This is a genomic window from Oceaniradius stylonematis, from assembly GCF_965223445.1.
In the GTDB taxonomy this organism is placed as follows: Bacteria; Pseudomonadota; Alphaproteobacteria; order Rhizobiales; family Rhizobiaceae; genus Roseitalea; species Roseitalea stylonematis.
This window is the reverse complement of sequence record NZ_OZ244994.1, coordinates 807,870-829,978: the sequence shown is the minus strand read 5'-3', so window position 1 is coordinate 829,978 and position 22,109 is coordinate 807,870. Positions and strand designations below refer to the sequence as shown.

The following is a 22,109-nucleotide window of genomic DNA, read 5'->3' as shown; positions in this document are numbered from 1 at the left end:
GCTCCGGGGGTCGGGACCGTGGATCAGGCGACGAGCAGTTGCTTGCGCTCGGCCCGTTCCTGTTGCGGCGACTTGGCATAAAGTTCGCGATAGCACTTTGAGAAATGCGACGCGGAGACGAAACCGCAGGCAATCGCCACCTCGACGACGGGCATTGTCGACTGGACCAGGAGATGGCGGGCGCGATCGAGCCGTATTTCCAGATAATAGCGCGCGGGCGAACGGCCCATCTCCTGCCGGAAAAGCCGTTCGATCTGCCGGCGCGACAGGCCGACATGGTCGGCGATCTCCAGAAGCGACAGCGGCTCGGAGAGATTGGCTTCCATCAGTTCGATGATGGACAGGACGCGCGCGTTCTGCACGCCGAGCCGGGCGCGCAGCGGCAGGCGCTGGCGATCGGTCGCCGCGCGCACGCGGTCGGTCAGCATCTGTTCGCAGACGCGGTTGACCAGATCGTCGTCGAAATCCTCGGCGATCAGCGACAGCATCATGTCCAGAGCGGCGGTGCCTCCGGCGCAGGTGTAGATGTTGCCGTCGACCTCGAACAGGTCGGCATAGACCTCGGCCTTGGGGAATTTTTCCGAAAAACCCGGAAGGTTCTCCCAGTGAATGGCGCAGCGGCGCCCGCTGAGCAGCCCGGCGGACGCGATCACGTGGGCGCCGGTGCAAAGGCCGCCGACGCCGATGCCTCGCGCATGCATCTCGCGCACGATGCCCGTCGCCGCCTTGGTGGTGTGGCTTTCCACATTGACGCCGCCGCAAACCAGGAACAGCGACGCCCGGTCGGGTTTGGAGATCATGCGCCGCTCGCCCTCGATGGCGGCGTGCACGGACACCTGGACGCCGTTCGACGCGGTGACCGGTTCGCCCGTCTCGCTCGCCAGTCGCCACACATAGGCGTCATAGCCCAGCATGCGGTTGGCCGAGCGCAATGCCTCGACGGCCGACGTGAAGGCGATCATCGTGAATTCCGGCACGAGGAAGAACACGATGGTGCGCGTCGGCGCCCGTGTGCCCGGCTTGCTTTCGTCCATGACCCGGCTCCCATCAGGCCGCACGCGCAAGGCGTACGTGGACAATGTCATCTGGCCGACACACAATCAGCCACCGGCGCGCCGCGCAACGTTTTTTCACGCCGAAGCGCGCGCGATGCGGTCCACCAGCGCGCAGAGCGTATCGGCGTGGAAGGTGAATCGGCCGGTATCGACCGGCTCGGGCGAGGCGTCAGCGCCCCACTCGGCCGGACGCGGCACAAAGGCGGTGGCGAGCCCGCACGCGGCGGCCGCGTCCAGATCGTCGTCATGGCAGGCCACCATCACCGATTCGGCCGGGCTTGTCCCCAGCGCCGCGCAGGATTTGAGATAGACGGCCGGTTCGGGCTTGAAGGTCCGCGCCAGTTCGGCGCCCGCAATCGTCGTCCATGTCAGGCCGGCATGATCGGCAAGGCGCGCCATCATCGCCCGTGATCCGTTCGAGCAGGCGGCAACCGGCATCACGCTTGCCAGTCTTCGCAGGCTTTCCGCTGTGTCCGGCCATGCGGGCAGGGCATCCCATGCCGCGTTGAGGGCGGCGCGGTCGCCGGCATCGACATGATGCGACAGGTTCATCTCGTCCAGCACGTCGTCGAGTGTTTCGATCTGGATCGCGTCGAGCGGGCGGTAGGGGTCGCGCCCGGAGCGGACGCGGTCCATCGATGGCTGATAGCGCCGCCGCCAGCCTTCGGCGATGGCGCGTCCCGCGCCGGTATCGAGGCCCTTTTCGGCGAGCATGCGTTCGGCAGCGGTTCGCATGCCGGTATGCCAGTCCACACAGGTGCCGTAGACATCGAAAAGCGCAGCCCTGATCATGATGTGTCAAGGCATGCGGAAGCCGGCCGCGTCAAGCCCGACGCGACCGGCTGTGAGCGGCGATCATGGTCCCGTCAGACGAACAGGCCGTAGCGCGAGCCGGCGCGCGCGGCGGTCTCGCCGGGCATGGTGCGGCCCAGGCGATTGCGTTCGAACGCGGTTGTCAGGTTTGCGCCGTTGGTGGGAGCGTAGGCGGTCAGGGTGCCGACGCGGAAGAATTTCGCAAAAATGGACATTTCATCACTCCATGCGGTTTGCCATTTCACACGGAGCAGCCTTGGCGCGACCGGACGGTTCCGACGACGGTTTGGACCCGTCGTTTGGCAGGAACCCGCCGGCTATTATCAGGACGCTTGTCGGGCGGTTGGGTCCGACCCGATATCGACGTCCCCGTTGGGGCGGCTCATGGCCCGCATATGGGCCTTGTGTGACGGAATTGCGATGACAAATGCGAAGTCGGATATGAATTTTGCGCCACCCGAACGCCGCCGTTCGGCAAGGGTAAACAGGGCGTTAAGAAACAGCCCCTGAACCTGCCTGGCGCCGGCGCCGTGCCAATGCGGCATTGGCGCCGATGGCGATCAGATAGCAGCCAAGCAGGAACCAGGGCACGCCGGTAAATCCGGTGACGGCGATGATGGCGATCAGAAGCGGCGTTCCGGTCGTGTTGCCCAGATTGCCGGTCTGGGCCAGCCCGCCATTGGCCAGCGCCCGGTCGGCCGTGCCGGCGTTGAGTTGCGGCACAGCGGCGAAGCTGGCGCCCTGCACGAGGCCCAGGCAGGCAAACAGCGCCACCGCCAGCCATGCCGCCGGCCCGGCAACAGCGAAAAGCGCGCCGAAGACCGCCGCCGCCACGAAGCCGATCTGGACCACCGTGGTGGCCGGCACGTAGCGCAGCAGGAAGACGCCCAGCGTCATCGAGGAGACGATGCTGGCAAGCGGCATCAGCGCCGTCGCAAGGACGCGCTGCTCAGCATCGATGAATGGCGGCAGAACGGCGAGCAGGGCCACAAAGGTCAGTGTGTAGAACACCCAGCCGATCGCCGGCGCGCCGATCGTCGGCGATGTGTAGATGTCGATGTGACGGGCAATGAGTTGGCGCGGGCCGAGCGGCGGCGCGGCCACGGCGAGCGGGGCAGGGCGCGGCAGCACGAGGGCCAGCAGCACGGCGAAGACGGCCATATAGACGCCGTGCGCCAAAAAAACCGCACCCGGACCGCCGGCGCTCACAAGGGCGGGCGCGATGAGCGCGGCGGCTGCGAATGCGACACCGAAGAACGTGCCCCACAACGTCAGTGCCGCGCCCTGATGCCGGGCCGGCGTGATCTGCGCGATCAATGTCGGCGTGGCGACGACGATGGCGAGGTGCGACAGGCCCTCCACGAACCGGATCGCCAGCATCCATGAAAAGGGCGGCATAGTGGCCTGGATGAAGGAAACGACAGCGCCGAGCACGATCCCGGTCAGGAGCAGCCGCCGCAGCCCGATGCGGATGGCAAGGACACCGGCGACGAGCCCCAGCACGATTCCCATCAGCGCGATCAGCGAGACCAGAAAGCCCGAGGCCACGCCGGTCTCGCCATAATGGTCCTGAAGCGCGGGCAGGATCACGGCCATCTTGGCGAACTGGGCCGCGCAGCCAAGGCCGGCCAGCCAGAGCGCGAGAACCAGAAACAGGGGTGATGAGAACAGTCGGCGCATCGGCCTGCCCTAGCCGCTGAAACCCAATCGGCGAAACGAATTTTTCTGAACCATTTGATCCATGGCGCGTTGGCCGTGGCGGTAAAGGTCTGCCGCATTTATCGGCTTTTGCATCGGGCCAAGGCTTGGTTATGGTGCGGGGCGCGGAGAGGGACGTCATAGCTGTTGAACACGCCGAGCTTCACCATCGGGATCGAGGAAGAGTATCTGCTGGTCGATGCGGATACGCTGACACTGGCCGAAGCGCCCGATGCGCTGATGGACGTGCTCCAGAAGGACCTGCAAAAGCAGGTCAGCCCGGAATATCTTCAGTGCCAGGTGGAAGTGGGCACGCGTGTCTGCGGGACCGCCGGCGAGGCGCGCGACGACCTGCGCCGCCTGCGCAGCACGGTGGCGCGGCGGGCGGCCGAGTTCAATCGGGTGCCGATTGCGGTCTCCTGCCATCCCTCTGCGGAGTGGAACAAGCAGCACCACACGGACAAGGAGCGCTACAACGATCTGCGCGTCGAGATGGCGGCGATGGCCCGCCGGCTGCTGATCTGCGGCATGCATGTGCATGTGGGCATCGACGACGATGCGCTGCGCGTCGATCTGATGGCGCAGCTTTGCTATTTCCTGCCGCACCTTCTTGCGCTGTCGACCTCGTCGCCCTTCTGGCAGGGGCAGGATACGGGCCTTGCCTCCTACCGGCTCGGGGTCTTCGACAATCTGCCGCGCACCGGCCTGCCGCCGCATTTCGGCAGTTTCGGCGAGTATGAGCGCACCACCGGCGTTCTGATCAAGGCGGGCCTGATCGAGGACACATCGAAGGTCTGGTGGGATCTGCGGCCCTCATGCCGTTTTCCCACGTTGGAAACGCGCATTTGCGACATGTCGCCAAGGCTTGACCACACGATCGCGATCGCAGCGCTCGTGCAGGCGATCACGCGCATGCTTTGGCGGCTGCGCCAGCAGAACATGCGCTGGCGGGTCTATGACCGGTTCCTGATCAGCGAAAACCGCTGGCGGGCGCAGCGTTACGGCATCACCGAAGGGCTGATCGACTATGGCAAGGGCGAGGTTGTGCCCTGCGCACAATTGCTCGACGAGCTGATCGACCTGGTCACGCCGGACCTGGCCGTGCTCGGCACGATGCGGCAGATGGACGTGTTGCGCGACATCATGCTGACCGGCACCAGCGCGACGCGGCAGCGGGCGGTGCGCTCAGAGGTCGGTTCGGACGATCCCGATACGATCACGCGCGCTGTCGTCACCCATCTGATCGAGGAATTCCACGCGGACTTGTGAAGGCCATCACCCCCGCCGGCGTCGGCCGCCGCGGCGGCGCGGCGTGTTGCCGCCCGGCTCGTCATTGGCCGCCTGCGGCTTTTTCGCCGGCAGCCTGACGGCCTGGGACAGGCGCGGAAACGCATCTTGCTTGTTGGGCAGGGCCATGGCGGCGACGAAATGGTCCTGGAACTTCGCCTCCAGCGCCGTCTCGATCTTGTCGATACGGCGGACGGTCTGTTCGATCTCGCGGCGATAGTCGCGGTTGATCAGCGCCATGCGCGCGCCGGTGCCCGCCGCGTTGCCGACCGCCTTGACGTTTTCGAGATCGCAATCGGGGATCAGGCCGAGCACCATCGCATATTTCGGGTCGATGAAAGTGCCGAACGCGCCGGCAAAGCGGATCCGGTCGATGGTGGTCAGCCCCATCCTGTCCATCAGAAGCTTGATGCCGGCATAAAGCGCCGCCTTGGCGAGCTGGATGGCGCGAATGTCGTTCTGGGTCACGGTGATCGTCTGCGCGCCCTCGTGCAGCACGTAGGAGAAGGTGCGGCCGTCGGCGATGATGCGCGGCGATTTGGGCGCCAGCGTGCCGTCGATGACGCCATCCTCGGAGATGATGCCCGCAAGGAACATCTCGGCGACGACCTCGATGATGCCCGAGCCGCAAATGCCGGTGACGCCGGAGGTTTCGGCGGCGTCGGCAAAGCCGGGCTCGTCGGACCAGACATCGACGCCGATGACGCGGAAGCGCGGCTCGAAAGTCACCGGATCGATGCGGACGCGCTCAATGGCGCCGGGCGCGGCGCGCTGGCCGGACGAGATTTCCGCGCCCTCGAAGGCGGGCCCCGTCGGCGAGGAGGCGGCGACCGTATGGTCCTTGTTGCCGAGCACGATCTCGGCATTGGTGCCGACATCGACCAGCAGCATGATGTCGTCGGAGCGATGCGGGCCTTCGGACAGGGTGGCGGCTGCGGCATCGGCGCCGACATGGCCGGCGATGCAGGGCAGCATGTAGAGCCGGGCGCCTTCGCCCAGATCGAGCCCGTTGGCGCGGGCCGGCATTGCGACCGCATCGGAAACGGCCAGCGCGAAGGGCGCACCGCCCAGTTCGGTCGGGTCGATGCCGAGGAAGAGGTGATGCATGATCGGGTTGCCGACGAACACCGCATCGAGAATGTCGGCCCGGTCGATTCCCGATGTCTCGACCGTTTCGCCGACCAGTTCGTTGACCGCGTCGCGCACGGCCTTGGTCATCGCCTCGCGCCCGTCCGGGTTCATCATCACGTAGGAGACGCGGCTCATCAGGTCCTCGCCGAAGCGGATCTGCGGGTTTGACGTTCCCGATGAGGCAATCGTCAGCCCCGAGAGTAGCGAGACCAGATGCAGTGCGATGGTCGTCGAGCCGATGTCGCAGGCAATGCCGTAGGCTTCGTTCTTCAGCCCGGGATAGACCGCCACGAGGGTGGCCGGGCCGTCCGTTTCGGGCTGGTGGACGGCGGCGGTGACCTGCCACTGGCCCTTGCGCAGGATCGATTGCACCTGCGGTAGCAAATGCGGGTCGGCGTTGAGGGCGTCAAAGCCCCATTGGTCGCGCAGCGCGGCGAACAGCCGGTCGAGATCGCCCAGCGGCTTGTGCATGTCGGGTTCTTCGACCTCGACATAACAGAGCTGGAGCGCGGGATTGCGCGGGAAGACCTTGGTGTCGGCAGCCTTGCGGACGATCTGCGTGTTGACCTGCGCATCGGCGGGCACGTCGATGACAAGATCGCCCTGAACGGTCGCCGAGCAGGACAGGCGCCGGCCGTCCTTCAGGTCGCGCTTTTCGGCATAGCGCTGTTCCTTGGCGCCGAAGGCGGAGATGTGATCGCTTGACGATGTGATGCCGTGCTTGGCGAACCGCCCTTCGGCCACTTCCACCTGGCAGCGCCCGCAAATGCCACGCCCGCCACAGACCGATTCCACATAGACGCCGAGGTCACGCGCGGCGTCGAGCACCGGCGTTCCCTTGGGAAAGCGCCCGCGGCGGCCGGAGGGCATGAACAGGACAAGGGGGTCTTGGGTGGTCACGTGTTAGTTCCCTGTATCGCACCCTCGCCCTTCGAGGCTCGCTGCGCTCGCACCTCAGGATGAGGGTGCGACAGCATTGTAACTTTCATGAACTGCATCAAAATCCGCTTTAGGAAAGGCCGCCAGATTGACCGTCGGCCGCAATTTCCCTCATCCTGAGGTGCGAGCGCAGCGAGCCTCGAAGGGCGAGGGGAATTGGCAGCATGGAAGCGACGGTGTACATCTTGCGCTGTGCTGATGGCTCCTACTACACCGGCCTGACCAAGCAACCGGTGGAGGCTCGTGTATGGGAGCATAACAATCTGCCGGATGATCGAAGCTATACCGGGACACGACGACCTGTCACGCTCGTATTCACCGAAACTTATGATCGTCTGCTGGACGCGATAGCGCGCGAGAGGCAGATCAAGGGCTGGTCGCGGCGCAAAAAGGAAGCATTGATCCGTCTGCATTACGAAGACCTTCCTGACTTGTCGCGTCGGGGTCATCTGAACCCGGATTGAGCGCCGCCGCACCCTCGCCCTTCGAGGCTCCGCTTCGGTATGCTCAGCGTCGCACCTCAGGATGAGGGTGCTGGCTTCCGAGTTTTTCCTAACCCCGATGTGCTCACATCCCTCCCCCCTCAAGGGGGAGGGAAGAACCGGGTTCACCCCCGCGCACGTGCAGCACGGCCACCACGACGGCCGCCGGCGCGGGCATTGGTGTTGGCTGCCGAGGCGGAGGCGGGCTTGTTGAACTTGATCCAGTCGCCGCCGCCATCATCGTGATTGAGCAGGAAGTTGGCGGCGCGGATGGCCTCCATCTCCTTGCCCGGGCGGGGCTTGGTCGAGCCGAGGCCGAACAGCCGGACAAAGGTCTCGTCGTCCATGTCCGGCGGCAGAACGATGCCGGCGGCTTCGACTTCGGCCCGCTTTTCGGCGATTTTCGTCGGGCCGACCGGCAGCGCGACGGGGTTCATGATCGCGCTGGTCATGCCGGCGGCGAACGCCATGGGCAGGAACGCGTTGTTGATGCCGTGCCGGTTGGGAAGACCGAACGAGATGTTGGACGCGCCGCAGGTGGTGTTGACGCCCAGTTCCTCGCGCAGGCGGCGCACCAGCGTGAACACCTGATGGCCGGCGGTCGCCATGGCGCCGATCGGCATGACGAGCGGGTCGACGACGATGTCGTGGGCAGGAATGCCGTAATCGGCGGCGCGCTCGACGATTTTCTTGGCAACGGCGAAGCGCACGTCCGGATCCTCGGAAATGCCGGTGTCGTCGTTGGAGATCGCAACGACCGGCACATCGTATTTCTTGACCAGCGGCAGGACGAGTTCCAGCCGCTCTTCCTCGCCGGTGACCGAATTGAGAAGCGGGCGGCCCTTGGCGGCCTTCAGACCGTTTTCCAGCGCGCCGGGCACCGAGGAATCGATGCACAAGGGGCAGTCGGTGACGTTCTGGACGACCTCGATGAGCTTGGGCATCAGCATCGGTTCGACGAAATTGTTGTCGGCGTAGCGCGGGTCCTCGGCCATCTTGCCGGAGAAGACCGCGCCGGAATTGATGTCGAGCACGGTTGCACCCGCTGCCACCTGCGCAATCGCATCGGCTTCCACGCGCGAAAAGTCGTCGCGCTCCAGCTCCTCATTGAGCACCTTGCGGCCGGTCGGATTGATCCGCTCGCCGATCACGCAAAAGGGCTGGTCGAAGCCGATGATGGTTTCCTTGGTCGCGGAGGCGACAACGGTGCGTGTCATGATGATGTGGGTCCCAACGCGTGACGTTTGTCAGTGGCCGTTCGATTGAACATGAGGATATAAAGATGTCTTTATATCCCATGAGCCGCGCTGATCAAGCCACTCTGCGGCTTTTTTGATGCCGCCGAACGGAAAAACGTGGATCTGGCGGATGGCGCCGGTGGGATTGTCGTGCCAGGCCTGTTCGATCGGGCCGACGACGCTTTCGGGCGAATGGGAGGTGGCCAGCGTGGCGATCGAGCGCGTGTTGCGCTTGAAGAAGCTCAGCGAATTGCCGACGCCGCACATGGCGGCGAACTTGATCAGCGTTGTTACCTTGGCCGGCCCGGCGACGCCCAGATGCACCGGCATGTCGATGCCATTGTCACGCAAGCCGTTGGCCCAGCGCGCAAATCTCTCGCCATCGAAGCCGAACTGGGTGACGATGCGCATCCGCGCGCCGGTGCGCTCGCCGAAATTCTTCTTCAGGCGCAGCGCTTCCAGCGCCACCTGTTCGTTGAAATCGGGCGATCCTTCGGGATGGCCGGCTATGCCGATATCGGTGATGCCGTTGGCGTCGAAAATGCCGGTCTCCAGCACTTCCATCGTCGAGGTGAAGGCGCCTGCGGGTCTTTCCAGACCGCCGCCGATCACCAGAATGTCGGTGACGCCCGCTTCGGCAACGGTCGCCCTGACGCGCTCATCGAGCGCGGTGCGGGTGGTCAGCCGGCGCGATGCGAAATGCGGCACCGGCTCGTATCCAAGCTCGCGCACGCGCCGTGCCGCGCGGACGAGCGTGGGAGAGGGGTCGGAGCCGACATCGGTGATGTAGACGCGCGTGCCGGGCGGAAACAGGCCGGGCAGGTCGGCCGATTCGATGGCCTGTTTGGGAGCGACCTCGATCGAGGCGGGTATGCGCGGCTGGTTCATGGCACCGGTTCCGTTGTGCCGCTATGCGGCGTTGTCGGTCTCGAACCCCTCGGCCTTGATCAGGGCCTTCAGACGTTCGGGCGTATAGTCGTCTTCAAGAGTCCTGGCCGCCTTGTCGGCCTCGGCCTCCAGATCGTCGCTGACCTTTTCGGGATCGCCCTTGCGCCACTCGGCGAGATAGGCATCGCTATCCCTTGCGCCGACGCGCATGGCGCACATGTCGATCGCCTCGGTGAAACGCAGCGACAGTTCGCGCTTCGCGGCGTCGCGCCGTTTCTTCACAATCACCTGGGCAGGAATGTCGCGCCAGTAGACGATGATCCGGTCAGCCAATTCGAAGTCCTTTCAGCGATGACAATGTTGGAGATCACGGTGCGCGGCTTCCTTGCGGGCGACGCGCTCAAATCCAAAAGCGACAGGCTGTCGCACCTACCACACGCCGCGTCGCAGACCCGTGCCGATCCAGCCCCAAAGGGTCGGATGGTAGTATTGCCGCGACGGGCCTGCCGGCTGCGGGTCCATCACGCGGCCCGCCAGCGCTTCGTCGACAGCCGCCGCGCAAAGTTCGGCGCATTGCGCTGTGATGACATGCTGGTGCGTGAATATGGTGTCCGAAGGCCCGGGCTCGCAAACCTTCTGGGCGATGACCGCTCCGGTATCGACGCCCGCATCGACGCGGTGAATGGTGCCGCCGTAGAGATCCGGCCGGCCCTCGGCCAGCGCCCAGTAGCCGCCGTTCAGACCGCGATAGTGCGGCGTAATGCCGGCATGGAAGTTGACGACCGGACAGGCGATGGCGTCGAGCGTCGACCGCTTGAGCATCCGGGCGCCGACCAGAAACAAGAGGTCGGGTGCGGCCGCTTCAAGAGCCTGAATGAAGGCGGGATCGTTGCCGGACGGAACAGGGCGCACGTCCAGCGCATCCGGCAGCGTCATCGACACGCCATACCGGGTTTCAAGTTCGGCAAAGCGGGCGTCGAGCATCTTCTTTGAGAGGCGCGAGCCGACCATGACCGGAAATTGTCCCGCGATCTGGAGCCAGCCCAGTTTGCGGGCGCGGCGCTTGAGGAACGCGCCGCGCGATTCGGGCGGTTCCCTGAAAACGATGAGGTCGCGATAGTGCGCGCGGAGCGCGTTGACGATCATCGCCGGCGCCTGGCCGCCGGCGGTCAGGACGGCGATGGAAGCTGGCATCTAGCCGCCCATCCAGTGCAGTGCGAACGCGCCGGCCGTGAAAACGACCGCGAAGATGACAAGGATGGATATGGCTCCGGTGATGATGCCGATCCAAAGCCATCCGCCGTCGCGCTCGGACAGGGCAAGCCCGCAAATCGCGCAGGCAAAGGCTGGCAGCCAGTTGCCGAAGGGCACCGGGATGATCACCGCCACGCCCAGGATCAGCGCATAAAGGCCGACGATCCGTTCGGCGGCGCGGTGGCTGGAGAAGGGCCAGCGGCGTGGACGAATCCAGGTTTCGAGCTTTTCGAGAAGCGGAATGACGCGGCGGGTCATCCGGCCGAAGCTCTCATGGCTCATCGAACGCTTCAAAAAGAACTCCGGCAGCCAGACCGTATCGCGGGCGGCGACCATCTGAAGGGCCACCAGGACGATCGGCACGCCCAGAACGACCGTGGAGCCGGGCGGGAAGGGCAGCATGTTGATCACGCATGTGAACACCAGGAAGGTGGCGAACGAACGGTCGGCGAGGGCGTTGCGGATGCAGCGCACCGTCACGTCGCCCTGTTCGCGCGCGGCCAGTTCGCGCAGCACGACGGACAGCGGCCGCGGCCGGTATGGCGGCAGGACCGGCGTATCGACCGCCGCGCCGGCGATGGGGGTCTGATCAAACATCGGCCGTTGGGTCATGGCTGGCTGTTGGCACCATGGGCGTCAATCCCGTTTCGTGCCCCATCATGACACGATTTTCTTTACAGACTTTTGTCTGTCGGCGATGCCGCGGCAACCAGGGCCGGGGCGAGGTCACCATAGCCGGTCAGGCGGCGCTCGAAGGCAAGGCCAAGGCGGTCCGCGGCGTGCCGTGCCTTTTCGGTCAGGTCGGCGTCGTCCGTCTGGGCGATATAGAGCAGCCGGGTGTAATGGGCAAAATACATGTCGCGCAATTCGGGATGCCGGTCGAGACCGAGCGGGCGTATCAGGAACGTGTCGAAATGGCGGGCAAGAAAGTCGGTCATGAAGAAGGTGGTCAGGTAATCGTCTTCATCGGCGTCGGCGAAGGCGGCGTTGCCGATATAGAAGGAAAAGCAATGCGGACCGGCGATCCGCTCGACGCCGTGTCTTTCGCAGACACGGTCGAGGTCGCCGCCGGTGCCGCAATCGGCATAGCCGACGAAGATCTGCTCGAAGCCCTCATTGCGCGCCCTTTGGATCGCCGTATCGACGGCAGGAGCGATGCGCTCGGGATGGTGATGGAAGTCGGCCGGCAGACAGGTCAGCGAGACGTGATCGAGCCCGTTGGCGCGGCACACGTCGAGGATTTCGCGCGCGATCATGCCGCAGCCGATGACGCGGACGGGTTGGGCGGCGGGTTGTCGTTTACTGTTTGGCATCACGGCGCGCGATAGGATTGCGAAACTGTAATCTCCTAGCCGATTGCCGCCTTTGCGTCATCCGGTGTAGGACCGGCGGGCACGGCAAAACGAGAATCAGCGCTTGAAGCACCAGACGATTTCTCCGAACCTGGACAGCGATCCGCGCCTGCCGACAGCGGCGCCGGAACTGACGGTCGTGCTGCCCACTTACAATGAAGCCGAGAACATTCCCGTCATCGTCGGCAAGATCGCCGATGCGATGGGCGGGATCGCGCATGAGGTCATCGTCGTCGACGACGACAGTCCGGACGGGACCGCGGCGGTCACCCGCGCGGTTGCCAAATCGCATCCCCATGTGCGCTGCATCCGCCGGGTCGGACGGCGCGGCCTTTCGGGCGCTTGCCTTGAAGGGATGATGGCGGCCAACGCGCCGGTCGTCGCCGTCATGGATGCGGACATGCAGCATGACGAGACGCGGCTGCCGGTCATGCTTGCCCAGATCGCCGACGGGGCGGATCTGGTGATCGGCTCGCGCTATGTCGACGGAACCCGGGCCGGCGGCGGCTTCCACAAGAAATCGCGGGCCAAGGGCAGCGAGCTTGCCACGTCGCTCGCCAACATGATCACCGGCAGCTACACGACCGACCCGATGAGCGGGTTCTTCATGCTGCGGCGCGACGTCGCCGACACGGTCGCGGGCACGGTGTCGCGCGAGGGGTTCAAGATCCTGTTCGACATTGTCAGCCGCCGCGGCGCAGAGCTGGACATACGCGAGGTGCCGTTCGAGTTCCGCGAACGGGTGGCCGGCGAGAGCAAGCTTGGCTTTCTGGTGACGGTGCAGTTTCTGGGCCTTCTCGTTTCGCGCTATACGGGCGGGCTTGTGCCGGCGCAGTTCCTGCTGTTCGCGCTGGTCGGCACGTCGGGTCTTGTGGTCCACATGGCATCTCTTTACGGCCTGTCGGCATCCGGGATGAACTTCACCCTGTCGCAGACGATCGCCACCTATATCGCGATGACGACGAACTTCGCGTTCAACAACGAGGTCACCTTCGCCCACCGCAAGCTCGCCGGACTGCGGTTCTGGCGCGGGCTGGTGACCTTCTATGCCATCTGCTCGATCGGCGCGCTGGGCAATCTGGCCGTCGCCGAACGCATATTCGAGTTCGGTGCGCCGGTCTGGCTGGCGGGCCTGTCGGGCGCGGTGATGAGCGCGCTGTTCAACTTCGCCGTCACCAAGCTGGTGACCTGGCGCGACGGCTGAGTTCAGCCGCCCAACGACATGGGCTTCTGGCCAGGTCCCTTCAGACCGAACCATCGCCGCACCACGTCCAGCCACAGGCCATAGGGCCGTCCAAGCACCAGCATGTAGACGGCGGCCCCCAGGGCGCCGCGCCAGAGCGCATCACCGGTCGCGCCGCCCGCATAGATGATCGCAACGTAGATCGGCACCTGGAACAGCAGCAGGGCGACGACGTCGTGGGCGAAGCGGCTGATGCGGCCGGACGTTTCGGCGCGTGCCATGACCCAGTCCCGCCAGATGCCGTAGGGCCGCGCCGTCAGCACCATCAGCGGCGCGCCGATCGCGCGCGAACGGGCAACCTCATCCCAGGCCATTCCGGCGACGAACCGCTCGTTGATGATGCCCGCAATGGTGAAGAACACCACGAGTGCCGTCGTATCGGCGAGAAAATCACGGGAAACGATGGTCCGGAGCCGCTCGAGCACTGCGCCAAAGCCCGGCGAAGGTCAGGCGTTTTCCATCTGGTTGTGGCGGCGCTTCATGAACATCTTGGCCGTCTCGACGGCAACCGCGGCGTCCCGGCAATAGGCGTCGGCGCCGATCGCCCGGCCGAACTCCTCGTTGAGCGGCGCGCCGCCGACCAGCACCACGTAATCGTCGCGGATGCCCTTTTCCTTCATCGTGTCGATGACGACCTTCATGTAGGGCATGGTCGTCGTCAGAAGGGCGCTCATGCCGACAATGTCGGGCTGTTCCTTCTCGATCGCCTCGAGATAGTTCTCGACCGGATTGTTGATGCCCAGATCGATCACGTCGAAGCCGGCGCCTTCCATCATCATGCCGACCAGGTTCTTGCCGATGTCGTGAATGTCGCCCTTGACGGTGCCGATCACCATCTTGCCCAGCTTGGGCGCGCCGGTCTCGACAAGCAGCGGGCGCAGGATCGCCATGCCGGCCTTCATCGCATTGGCCGACAGCAGCACCTCGGGCACGAACAGGATGCCGTCGCGGAAATCCTCGCCGACGATGCGCATACCCTCGACCAGAGCCTTGGTGAGCACGTCATAGGGCGCCCAGCCGCGATCGAGCAGGATCTGCGTGCCCTCGGTGATCTCGTCCTTCAGACCGTCATAAAGGTCGTCATGCATCTGCTGGACAAGCTCGTCGTCCGACAGTTCCGACAGGATGATCTCGTCTTCGTCTGACATGTGTGCGGTCTCCCAACCGGCCGGCAGTTTCGCGACATGCTACGCGTTTTTGCCGATTGTCAAATGAGGCGACTGCGACTCGTGCTGAAACGAATACGACAAACGCCTCCGGCATCGCGGCCGCGGCGAACGGCCCGACCTACGACATAGAACACATAACAACATCTTTATATCGTTATTTGTTTCGTTTGCAAGAGCCGTACGACAGCGGTTGCGTGTCGCCGCCGAACCAGCCGAGGACGCACATGGTATCGTGACATGGCACTGTTCGGACATACGATTTGGCCGCCGGCATGACGGCTGCGCTGCATTGGACGGGAAGGGCAGATGGATCAGGATCAGATGGCAGAGCCCGCAGGGGAGACGGCGGCGCCGGCCGGCGAGCGGCGCGGACGCCGCGGTTCGGGCGGTGCGGCGGCGCGGCGTGCTTCGCGCACGGGCGGCGGCGCTGGCCCGCAACTGACCTACATCACCCGCAAGATTCCGGTCTATGAAGTGCTGGGCGAGGAGGGGCTGGCGCTGATCGAGGCCAATGCCGACCGGGTGCTCGAAGAAACCGGCATCGAGTTCCGCGAGGACGAAGAGGCGCTGGCGCTGTGGAAACAGGCCGGCGCCGACGTCAAGGGCGAGCGCGTGCACTTCCCCAAGGGCCTGTGCCGCGAGCTTCTGAAGACGGCGCCGCCGGTCTTCACCCAGCATGCGCGCAACCCGGCTCGGTCGGTGCAGATCGGCGGCGACGCCACCGTCTTCGCGCCGGTCTACGGTCCGCCCTTCGTGCGCGATCTTGAAGGCGAGCGGCGCTATGCGACGATCGAGGATTTCCGCAATTTCGTGAAGCTGGCCTATCTGGCGCCGTCGATCCACCATTCGGGCGGCACGGTCTGCGAACCGGTCGACATCGCGGTCAACAAGCGCCATCTGGACATGGTCTACAGCCATATCCGCTATTCGGACAAACCGTTCATGGGGTCGGTGACAGCGCCCGAGCGCGCCGAGGATTCGGTGGCGATGGCCAAGCTGGTCTTCGGCGACGATTTCGTCGACGACAATTGCGTGCTGATCAATCTGATCAACGCCAATTCGCCCTTGGTGTTCGACGGCACCATGCTGGGCGCCGCCAAGGTCTATGCACGGGCGAACCAGGCCTGCATCGTCTCGCCCTTCATCCTGGCCGGCGCGATGAGCCCGGTCACGGTGGCGGGCACGCTGACGCAGGTTTTGGCCGAGGTGCTCGCGGGCGCTGCGTTCACCCAATTGTGCCGGCCGGGCGCGCCGGTGCTGTTCGGCACGTTCGCGGCCTCGATCTCCATGCAATCGGGAGCGCCGACCTTTGGCACGCCCGAACCCTCGCTCGTCTCCTACGGCGCGGCGCAGCTGGCGCGGCGCGCCGGCCTGCCGTTCCGCACCGGCGGTTCGCTGTGCGGGGCGAAGCTGCCGGACGCGCAGGCCGCCCATGAGAGCGCCAACACGATCAACATGACGCTTCTGGCCGGCACGAACTTCGCGCTGCATTCGGCCGGCTGGCTCGAAGGCGGGCTCGTCTCGTCCTATGAGAAGTTCATGATCGACGTCGATCAGCTCGGCGTGATGCAGGCAATGAGTCAGGGGATCGACCTGAGCGACAACGGCCAGGCGATGGATGCGATCGCCGAGGTGGGGCCAGGCAGCCATTATCTGGGATGCGCCCACACCCAGGCCAATTTCCAGACGGCCTTTTACCGCTCGACCGTCGCCGACAACAATTCGTTCGAGCAATGGCTGGCCGAGGGCGGCAAGCGCGTCGAGGAACGCGCCAACGCGCTGTGCCGGGACTGGCTGGCCTCCTACCAGCCTCCCGATCTGGATCCGGCGATCGACGAGGCGCTTCTGGCCTTCATCGCGCAGAAGAAAGAGTCGATGCCCGACGCCTTCGGCTGAAGCGAACCCGCTTCAGCCAGGGAGACAGGCGGGCGCAGACGGGTCGGCAACCTCATCCATGACGAGGTCTGGCGGATGGCGGACGGGTGAGGGCGAAAGCCAGACCCGTGGCGTGCAGATCGCGCGCGACGGCCTGGACCATCCCGGTGGCGGCTGAGGGGCCGGTCTGGCCGTGAAGCGGACGTTTGTCGCACTGAAGGCGACCATTCTTCTTCGGACTTTGGAGGGCTTGCGCAGCTATCGCGTTCGGAAACACCGGCAGGTCCTGAGTTTTGCCTTGACGAGGCTCTCGACTTCAGAACGCCTGCAACGGCGATCAGGGGACATTTCCGATCTCAGATGACGGTGGCGGCGTTGCTGTCGCCGGCTCCCGCCCGCAGGTGGCCTGTCGCAAGGCCTGGGCACCGTTGACGATGGAGACCCGCCACTCGCGCCGATCTTGACGCAGGTTAAGGCGCGCTGCGGCGCCCGGCGGATGATTGGCCTGCGGAATTTCAGTGATGGATGGCTGCTGATGCGGATCGGTGGATACAGGTTCGTTCTTCTCTCTTTTCTGACAGGATGGATCGCCCTTTTTGCGCTGCCCGACACGGTTCGGGCCGCCGAGCGGTTTGCGCTGATCTCGGTTCAGAGCGGCAAATATGTGCGTGCCGGCGGCGGGCAGGAAAGCCTGCTCGGCGCCGTCAGCGATCGCATCGCTGACTGGGAAACGTTCGAACGGGTCCCGATCGACGGCACCCGCGTTGCGATACGCGCCGTCCTGAGCGGCAAATATGTGCGCGCCGGCGGCGGGCCGAACAGCCTCCTCGGGGCCGTCAGCGACCGCGTCGCCGGCTGGGAAACGTTCGAATGGATCGATCTTGGCAGCAGCCGCATCGCGCTGAGATCGGCGCAGAACGGCAAATATGTGCGCGCCGGAGTGGGACAGGAAAGCCTGCTTGCCGCCGTCAGCGACCGCATCGCCGCATGGGAAACCTTCACCTATGTCGTCGTGCCGTCGAACGTCGACATCATACAGCCGGCGCCGGTTCCGGTCACGCCCGGACCCGAACCGGCAGACCAGCCCTCAGCGGGCTCGCAACCGCCGCCACAGCCTGCGCCCGGGGGTGGCGTGGCGCCCGAGATGCAGCAGGTGCTCAGCGCCCACAACAACCATCGCGACAGGCACTGCGTGCCCGCGCTGACCTGGTCGCCCGCCCTGGCCGCGCAGGCGCAGGCATGGGCGAACCAATGCAATTTCGTGCACAGCAGTTCGGGATATGGCGAGAATCTGTGGATGGGCACCGCCGGCTACTACTCGCCGACACAGGTGGTCGATTCCTGGTACGCCGAGATTGCCAACTACCAGTACAGCCAGCCCGGGTTTTCAGGGTCGACAGGCCATTTCACCCAAATCGTCTGGAAGTCGTCAACACAACTCGGCTGCGGCCGGGCCACCTGCCAGGGCAATGATCTGTGGGTCTGCAACTATGCGCCGCCTGGCAACTACCAGGGCCAGTTTCCGCAGAACGTTCTGCCGCCGTGCTGAACGGCGCGCGAAAGGCCCATTCGCACATCCAAGACAAGAGAGGACCACAAACATGACCCTCCGTTCAGCCTCCAGCAGCGCCGCAACCGTCGGCAATCGCGCCGCACATGTGCTGGGACCCCTGGCCCTGCTTGCGATCGGCGCCCTGACGGGGCTGCCGGGCGATGCATCTGCCGATGACGAGATCGTACGGACCTACTCGATCTCCGAAACCGATCTCAGCGTGTTTCTCAACGCTCATCGCGGCGTCCTCAACAGCGTTTCGGTGGACATCCGGGCGCCAGACGGCGGCTATGGCGATGAGCGCGCGAACGGGTTCCTCCGGCTGCGGGGCGAGGTTCTCGATGACCGCGATAACGATGAGAACAAGGAGCAATATTTCTGCCAATGGGACTATGTCTTGAACCTCACCCATAATGCGGGGCATCCGTTTCCGTTCTTCTTTCCCGAAGAGATCGAAATGGTGCAGGACCAATGCCGTTGGCCGTGGAATTCCGATGAGGAAGTCTGGGCCTTCGCCAACAAGAGCATCTTCGAGCACTGGTTCTCTCAGGTGCTGACGGTGGAGTTCTCGGGCTTCAACGATCCCGAGGCGCACGCCACGGCGACCTATCATGCGGACAGGATCGATCTGTCGATCGTCAGCATCAGCGCCCAGGAGCTGGAGATGCTTCGGAAAATTCCCGTGCCGACCTTCACGCCGTTTCAGGGTGCGATCACCGACTGATATTGGCACATTCCGACCCCTCGATCGACGAGGCGCTGCTGGCCTTCATCGCGCAGAAGAAGGACTCCATGCCCGACGCCTTCGGCTGAAGCGATCCCGATACAGCCAGGGAGACAGGCGGGCGGCGAAAGGTGGGCAAGATGCTGCATGACGGGGTCTGGCGGATGGGCGAGGGGTGAGGGACGTCTGTTATGCCGACGAAACCGCCCTTGCCATCGAAAGCTCAAGCGTCTGCTTTGCCCATTCAACCACGTCGCACTGACGCATTGCCTTGGAGCCTATTGACTACCGTCAACGAGCCGCTTCAAAAAAGCCTCGGAATCTTCGTCGACTGGGAAGAAAGTCTCCACGCGCAGTTCCTGTGCCAGCGCATTTGTCGGCATCGCTATTGAGGCAATGACCGAGAACAGTTCGAGTTTCGCACCACCGATGTTGAGGCGGACCGGAAAGACAGGATTGGGCGCGTATTTTACGTCAAAGTTCCACCACCTGTCGGGCAGAGCTGGATGCCTCTTGATCCTGTCCAAGGCATTTCTCAAATCGGTCGGTCCAAGAGCCTCGCGGTGAATGCGCTGCACCGTTTGCCGCGCGAAGTCTTCCCAGTTTTGAACATGAGGCCGTAGTCCGTCAGGGCTGAAGGCAAGATCCAGAATGTTCAGGCTTGCTGCAGTTCCACCAATCAGTTGGCTGACCAAAAACCGCGCTGACGCGTTCATCTCTACGATGTCCCAGGACCGATCGATCGCAAACGATGGATTGGGGTCATGCGCCGTCATCAGGCGGATGACGGCTCCATGAATCGGGGACATGTCATCGCTTGCAATGTCGCCCACGGCGTAGGCATCCGCCAAACCGGCAGCGCGCAGCAACAGGTTTCGATCACGCAATGGGATTTGCAGCGCTACCGAAAGGCGAAATACCATATCACGCGATGGCTTGGACCTGCCTGTTTCCAGGAAGCTGATGTGACGCGATGGCGTCTCGACCGATAACGCCAGTTCGGCCTGCGAGAGTTGCCGATCGGCGCGCCAGGAACGCAAGAGATCACCGAAATGGGGTGAGGCAGATCCGCTCTTCATACACCTGCCTACCAACAACCGGCCGTTCAGACCATTCCGTGGCAGGGAATTGATATGGGATCAACCGACGCGCAGGTTCGCGACATATCAACGTGGAGCATGACACATGACCTTTTGGATTCTGATGGCCTTGGGCCTCTACTTCGTCCAAACCCTGCTGCCAGTCGCATTTCGCTTCAAAGGGAGTCCGGAAGCGATGAAATCGCGTGACGAAATGCCGGAGGCATCCCTCGTCTGTGGCCGCGCCGACCGCGCATTGGCCAATGTAACCGAGGCCATGATTCTGTTCATTCCATTGGCTCTCCTGTTGCAAGCTGCCGACGGTGCTGCGCTCGGCGCGATTATCTTCGTTTGCGCACGGATCATTTACGTGCCGCTTTATCTGACCGGCGTCCCGTATCTGCGCACCTTTGCCTGGATTGCAAGCTTGGGTGGCTTACTGGTTATGGCGATGGCGATTACAGGCTGATCCGACGGCTGCGCGCAAGATTCAATCCATCTTGCGCGTATCTCGTCTGCAACGATTGTAAGTCGAATTCAGACGTTGAGAACAACCCCGCCCACCCCGATATCAGTCGTTCATGTAGTTCGCAGCATCCTTCACACTGGGCTCAAAGCCGACGTTCACCCCAAAAAGACTTATCCCCCATCCTCCGCCCGCCCTTATCCTTCCTGCGATCCCTTTCGTGGAGCCCGGATATGCCCCGGCTGTTCGGGAGAGGGACGGTGGCGTGGCTGGTGCCGCAGAGGTGCGGGGCTGGGTGATGAACCCTCAAGCGCGTTTGGCCCCGCAGCATCTATAATGCTGCGGAAAGGCTCCAAACGCCACTTTCAAATCGCCTGCAAGCTTTCCGGATCGCCCGTTGTTCCAGCCTTTCATGCACCGGCCCTGCGAGGCCACGGCGAGGATGACGCGCGCCTGCTGGTGTCCGGGCGTGTGACCCATTTGTAACTTGCAGGCGCGGGGCAGGGCACTATGGTCGCCCGCGGTATCGGAGCGGGGTCGCAGCGTGCTTTGCCGCAATGTCATTTTGGCCGTCACTGCCCTGGCCGTCGCGGGCTGCGCGACCGGCCCGACATCGTTCGCCCCGGTTTCGGCCGTGCCCGAAGGCGCGGTGATCGAACCGCTGCTGGTCGCCACCACCCGGGCGCCGTCGGCGGAGGGCGCGCTCGGCTATGCGACCTCGCGTTCGGCCGCGCTGTCGTTTGCCGATGTGCGGGTCTCGATCCCGCCCGACCGGGAACCGGGCGATCTGAACTATCCGCGCCGCAATGTGGATCCCCGCCGCGATTTCGTCGCGGCCGGTGTCGAGACCGGTCTCGACCGCACGGCGTTCGAAGAGCGGCTGAACGAGCGGATTTCGGCGCAGCCCGCCGATGAGCGCGGCGTCTTCGTCTTCGTGCACGGCTACAACACCGATTTTGCCGAGGGCGTGTTCCTGCAGGCACAGATCGCGCACGATTTCGAGGTGCCCGGCACGTCGGTCAATTTCTCATGGGCGTCGGCGGGCATGCCGCCGGCCTATCTGTTCGACCGAGAAAGCGCGCAGATCGCCCGCGACGATCTGGTCGAGACGCTGCGCATCGTCGCCCGCAGCGCGGCGACAGAGGTCGCGGTGATGGGCCATTCGATGGGCGGCGTTCTGGTCATGGAGGCGCTGCGGCAGCTCAGCCTGACGGGCGACACCGAAACGCTGGGCCGCATCGGCGTCGTCGTCCTTGCCTCGCCCGACATCGATGTCGATCTGTTCAAGCGGCAATACCACGCCATCGCGCCCAAACCGCCGGCATGGCTGATCTTCGTGTCGCGCCGCGATCCGGCGCTGCGGGCGTCGTCGCGCCTGCGCGGCGGAGCGCCCCGGGTCGGCAGCGGATCGGATGTGGACGAGCTCAACCGGCTGGGCATCGCGGTGATCGACCTGACCACGGTGGGCGGCCGCGACCTGCGCGGCGAACATACGCGCTTTGCCTCCTCGCCGCTGGTGATCGCGATGATCCGCGATGCGGAGCGGGTACGCACATCGCTCGGCCGGTCCGACGCCCGCGCGCTGGAGGCGGCGGCCGACGACTGGAACACGCTTGGCGCGTCGGTCGCCAATGTGCTGCGCCTGCCGCAGGCGCCGGCCCGTCCGTAAGGGGTATGGACCCGGCCGCCCGGCATGGACGATACGGGTTGATCACCACCCCTTCTGGCCGGTAGCATGGCGTCATGACCGTTCTGGAAACCAGCCATTCGCTGCATTTCGACCTGCTGATGCTGTGCGCGCGCATCGGCTATTCGCCGCCTGCCGGACGCTGATCCCGCCGGCCCGCAACGGGCCACGATCACA

23 protein-coding genes are annotated in these 22,109 nt (G+C 64.5%); 9 read left to right on the top strand and 14 right to left on the bottom strand.

What is annotated here, in order from left to right:
- Nucleotides 1-23: 23 nt before the first annotated feature.
- The 4 genes from ACOQOU_RS04185 to ACOQOU_RS04170 all read right to left on the bottom strand — a co-directional run bounded on the left by ACOQOU_RS04185 (nucleotide 24) and on the right by ACOQOU_RS04170 (nucleotide 3,548).
- On the bottom strand, nucleotides 24-1,034 hold the full coding sequence (locus ACOQOU_RS04185; protein ID WP_306025761.1) for a GlxA family transcriptional regulator: 1,011 nt from the start codon (nucleotides 1,032-1,034) through the stop codon (nucleotides 24-26).
- Between the two features lie 96 nt (nucleotides 1,035-1,130).
- A complete protein-coding gene (locus ACOQOU_RS04180) occupies nucleotides 1,131-1,847 on the bottom strand; it encodes a haloacid dehalogenase type II (protein ID WP_306025762.1) in 717 nt (238 codons plus the stop codon).
- A 74-nt stretch (nucleotides 1,848-1,921) separates the two neighbouring features.
- A complete protein-coding gene (locus ACOQOU_RS04175) occupies nucleotides 1,922-2,083 on the bottom strand; it encodes a hypothetical protein (RefSeq protein ID WP_158585274.1) in 162 nt (53 codons plus the stop codon).
- A gap of 277 nt (nucleotides 2,084-2,360) precedes the next feature.
- Nucleotides 2,361-3,548 carry an MFS transporter gene (locus tag ACOQOU_RS04170; protein WP_306025763.1) on the bottom strand — a complete coding sequence of 396 codons (1,188 nt, stop codon included), beginning with the start codon at nucleotides 3,546-3,548 and terminating at the stop codon, nucleotides 2,361-2,363.
- A 165-nt stretch (nucleotides 3,549-3,713) separates the two neighbouring features.
- On the opposite strand from ACOQOU_RS04170, the gene ACOQOU_RS04165 reads away from it, so the two are divergent.
- Nucleotides 3,714-4,835, top strand: a complete 1,122-nt coding sequence (locus tag ACOQOU_RS04165; RefSeq protein WP_306025764.1) for a carboxylate-amine ligase — start codon at nucleotides 3,714-3,716, stop codon at nucleotides 4,833-4,835.
- 6 nt (nucleotides 4,836-4,841) lie between these two features.
- Here ACOQOU_RS04165 and ACOQOU_RS04160 read toward each other — a convergent pair whose 3' ends face one another.
- Nucleotides 4,842-6,854 carry an ASKHA domain-containing protein gene (locus ACOQOU_RS04160; RefSeq protein ID WP_306025814.1) on the bottom strand — a complete coding sequence of 671 codons (2,013 nt, stop codon included), beginning with the start codon at nucleotides 6,852-6,854 and terminating at the stop codon, nucleotides 4,842-4,844.
- 233 nt (nucleotides 6,855-7,087) lie between these two features.
- Between ACOQOU_RS04160 and ACOQOU_RS04155 the strand changes: the two genes are divergently transcribed.
- The gene (locus ACOQOU_RS04155; RefSeq protein ID WP_306025765.1) at nucleotides 7,088-7,387 is read left to right on the top strand and encodes a GIY-YIG nuclease family protein; all 300 of its coding nucleotides are present in this window, start codon (nucleotides 7,088-7,090) and stop codon (nucleotides 7,385-7,387) included.
- A gap of 143 nt (nucleotides 7,388-7,530) precedes the next feature.
- Here the strand turns inward: ACOQOU_RS04155 and ACOQOU_RS04150 are convergent, their stop codons facing one another.
- The 6 genes from ACOQOU_RS04150 to ACOQOU_RS04125 all read right to left on the bottom strand — a co-directional run bounded on the left by ACOQOU_RS04150 (nucleotide 7,531) and on the right by ACOQOU_RS04125 (nucleotide 12,098).
- Nucleotides 7,531-8,622: a methyltetrahydrofolate cobalamin methyltransferase gene (locus tag ACOQOU_RS04150; RefSeq protein WP_109766335.1), complete on the bottom strand. Its 1,092-nt coding sequence runs from the start codon at nucleotides 8,620-8,622 to the stop codon at nucleotides 7,531-7,533.
- 30 nt (nucleotides 8,623-8,652) lie between these two features.
- Entirely contained in the window at nucleotides 8,653-9,531 is an 879-nt protein-coding gene (locus ACOQOU_RS04145; protein WP_306025766.1) for a methylenetetrahydrofolate reductase, read from the bottom strand.
- A gap of 21 nt (nucleotides 9,532-9,552) precedes the next feature.
- Nucleotides 9,553-9,864, bottom strand: a complete 312-nt coding sequence (locus ACOQOU_RS04140; RefSeq protein ID WP_306025767.1) for a virulence factor — start codon at nucleotides 9,862-9,864, stop codon at nucleotides 9,553-9,555.
- 96 nt (nucleotides 9,865-9,960) lie between these two features.
- On the bottom strand, nucleotides 9,961-10,725 hold the full coding sequence (locus ACOQOU_RS04135; RefSeq protein WP_306025768.1) for a formyl transferase: 765 nt from the start codon (nucleotides 10,723-10,725) through the stop codon (nucleotides 9,961-9,963).
- Complete coding sequence (locus tag ACOQOU_RS04130) at nucleotides 10,726-11,382, bottom strand: exopolysaccharide biosynthesis protein (RefSeq protein ID WP_306025769.1); 657 nt, start codon at nucleotides 11,380-11,382, stop codon at nucleotides 10,726-10,728.
- A 77-nt stretch (nucleotides 11,383-11,459) separates the two neighbouring features.
- Complete coding sequence (locus ACOQOU_RS04125) at nucleotides 11,460-12,098, bottom strand: DUF1638 domain-containing protein (RefSeq protein ID WP_109766331.1); 639 nt, start codon at nucleotides 12,096-12,098, stop codon at nucleotides 11,460-11,462.
- 103 nt (nucleotides 12,099-12,201) lie between these two features.
- Between ACOQOU_RS04125 and ACOQOU_RS04120 the strand changes: the two genes are divergently transcribed.
- Entirely contained in the window at nucleotides 12,202-13,341 is a 1,140-nt protein-coding gene (locus ACOQOU_RS04120; protein WP_306025770.1) for a glycosyltransferase, read from the top strand.
- A gap of 2 nt (nucleotides 13,342-13,343) precedes the next feature.
- On the opposite strand, the gene alaE is transcribed toward ACOQOU_RS04120, so the two are convergent.
- Nucleotides 13,344-13,805 carry an L-alanine exporter AlaE gene (gene alaE, locus ACOQOU_RS04115; RefSeq protein ID WP_109766330.1) on the bottom strand — a complete coding sequence of 154 codons (462 nt, stop codon included), beginning with the start codon at nucleotides 13,803-13,805 and terminating at the stop codon, nucleotides 13,344-13,346.
- A 21-nt stretch (nucleotides 13,806-13,826) separates the two neighbouring features.
- Nucleotides 13,827-14,528, bottom strand: coding sequence for a corrinoid protein (locus tag ACOQOU_RS04110; protein WP_109766329.1), 702 nt, complete (start codon nucleotides 14,526-14,528; stop codon nucleotides 13,827-13,829).
- A 342-nt stretch (nucleotides 14,529-14,870) separates the two neighbouring features.
- Here ACOQOU_RS04110 and ACOQOU_RS04105 point away from each other — a divergent pair, with 342 nt between their 5' ends.
- From ACOQOU_RS04105 to ACOQOU_RS04095, 3 genes are all read left to right on the top strand, one after another.
- On the top strand, nucleotides 14,871-16,445 hold the full coding sequence (locus ACOQOU_RS04105; protein WP_375567782.1) for a trimethylamine methyltransferase family protein: 1,575 nt from the start codon (nucleotides 14,871-14,873) through the stop codon (nucleotides 16,443-16,445).
- 514 nt (nucleotides 16,446-16,959) lie between these two features.
- Nucleotides 16,960-17,973 carry a CAP domain-containing protein gene (locus ACOQOU_RS04100; protein WP_306025772.1) on the top strand — a complete coding sequence of 338 codons (1,014 nt, stop codon included), beginning with the start codon at nucleotides 16,960-16,962 and terminating at the stop codon, nucleotides 17,971-17,973.
- A gap of 52 nt (nucleotides 17,974-18,025) precedes the next feature.
- Nucleotides 18,026-18,700 (top strand): hypothetical protein, encoded by a 675-nt coding sequence (locus tag ACOQOU_RS04095; protein WP_306025773.1) that lies wholly within the window; start codon nucleotides 18,026-18,028, stop codon nucleotides 18,698-18,700.
- 278 nt (nucleotides 18,701-18,978) lie between these two features.
- On the opposite strand, the gene ACOQOU_RS04090 is transcribed toward ACOQOU_RS04095, so the two are convergent.
- Nucleotides 18,979-19,779, bottom strand: coding sequence for a helix-turn-helix transcriptional regulator (locus tag ACOQOU_RS04090; RefSeq protein ID WP_306025774.1), 801 nt, complete (start codon nucleotides 19,777-19,779; stop codon nucleotides 18,979-18,981).
- 106 nt (nucleotides 19,780-19,885) lie between these two features.
- Here ACOQOU_RS04090 and ACOQOU_RS04085 point away from each other — a divergent pair, with 106 nt between their 5' ends.
- The 3 genes from ACOQOU_RS04085 (at nucleotide 19,886) to ACOQOU_RS04075 (ending at nucleotide 22,078) form a co-directional block, all read left to right on the top strand.
- A complete protein-coding gene (locus tag ACOQOU_RS04085) occupies nucleotides 19,886-20,248 on the top strand; it encodes an MAPEG family protein (protein ID WP_109766327.1) in 363 nt (120 codons plus the stop codon).
- Nucleotides 20,249-20,810: 562 nt separating this feature from the next.
- Nucleotides 20,811-21,914, top strand: a complete 1,104-nt coding sequence (locus tag ACOQOU_RS04080) for an alpha/beta hydrolase (RefSeq protein ID WP_306025775.1) — start codon at nucleotides 20,811-20,813, stop codon at nucleotides 21,912-21,914.
- A 74-nt stretch (nucleotides 21,915-21,988) separates the two neighbouring features.
- A complete protein-coding gene (locus tag ACOQOU_RS04075; RefSeq protein ID WP_109766325.1) occupies nucleotides 21,989-22,078 on the top strand; it encodes a capsid protein in 90 nt (29 codons plus the stop codon).
- Nucleotides 22,079-22,109 lie beyond the last annotated feature (31 nt).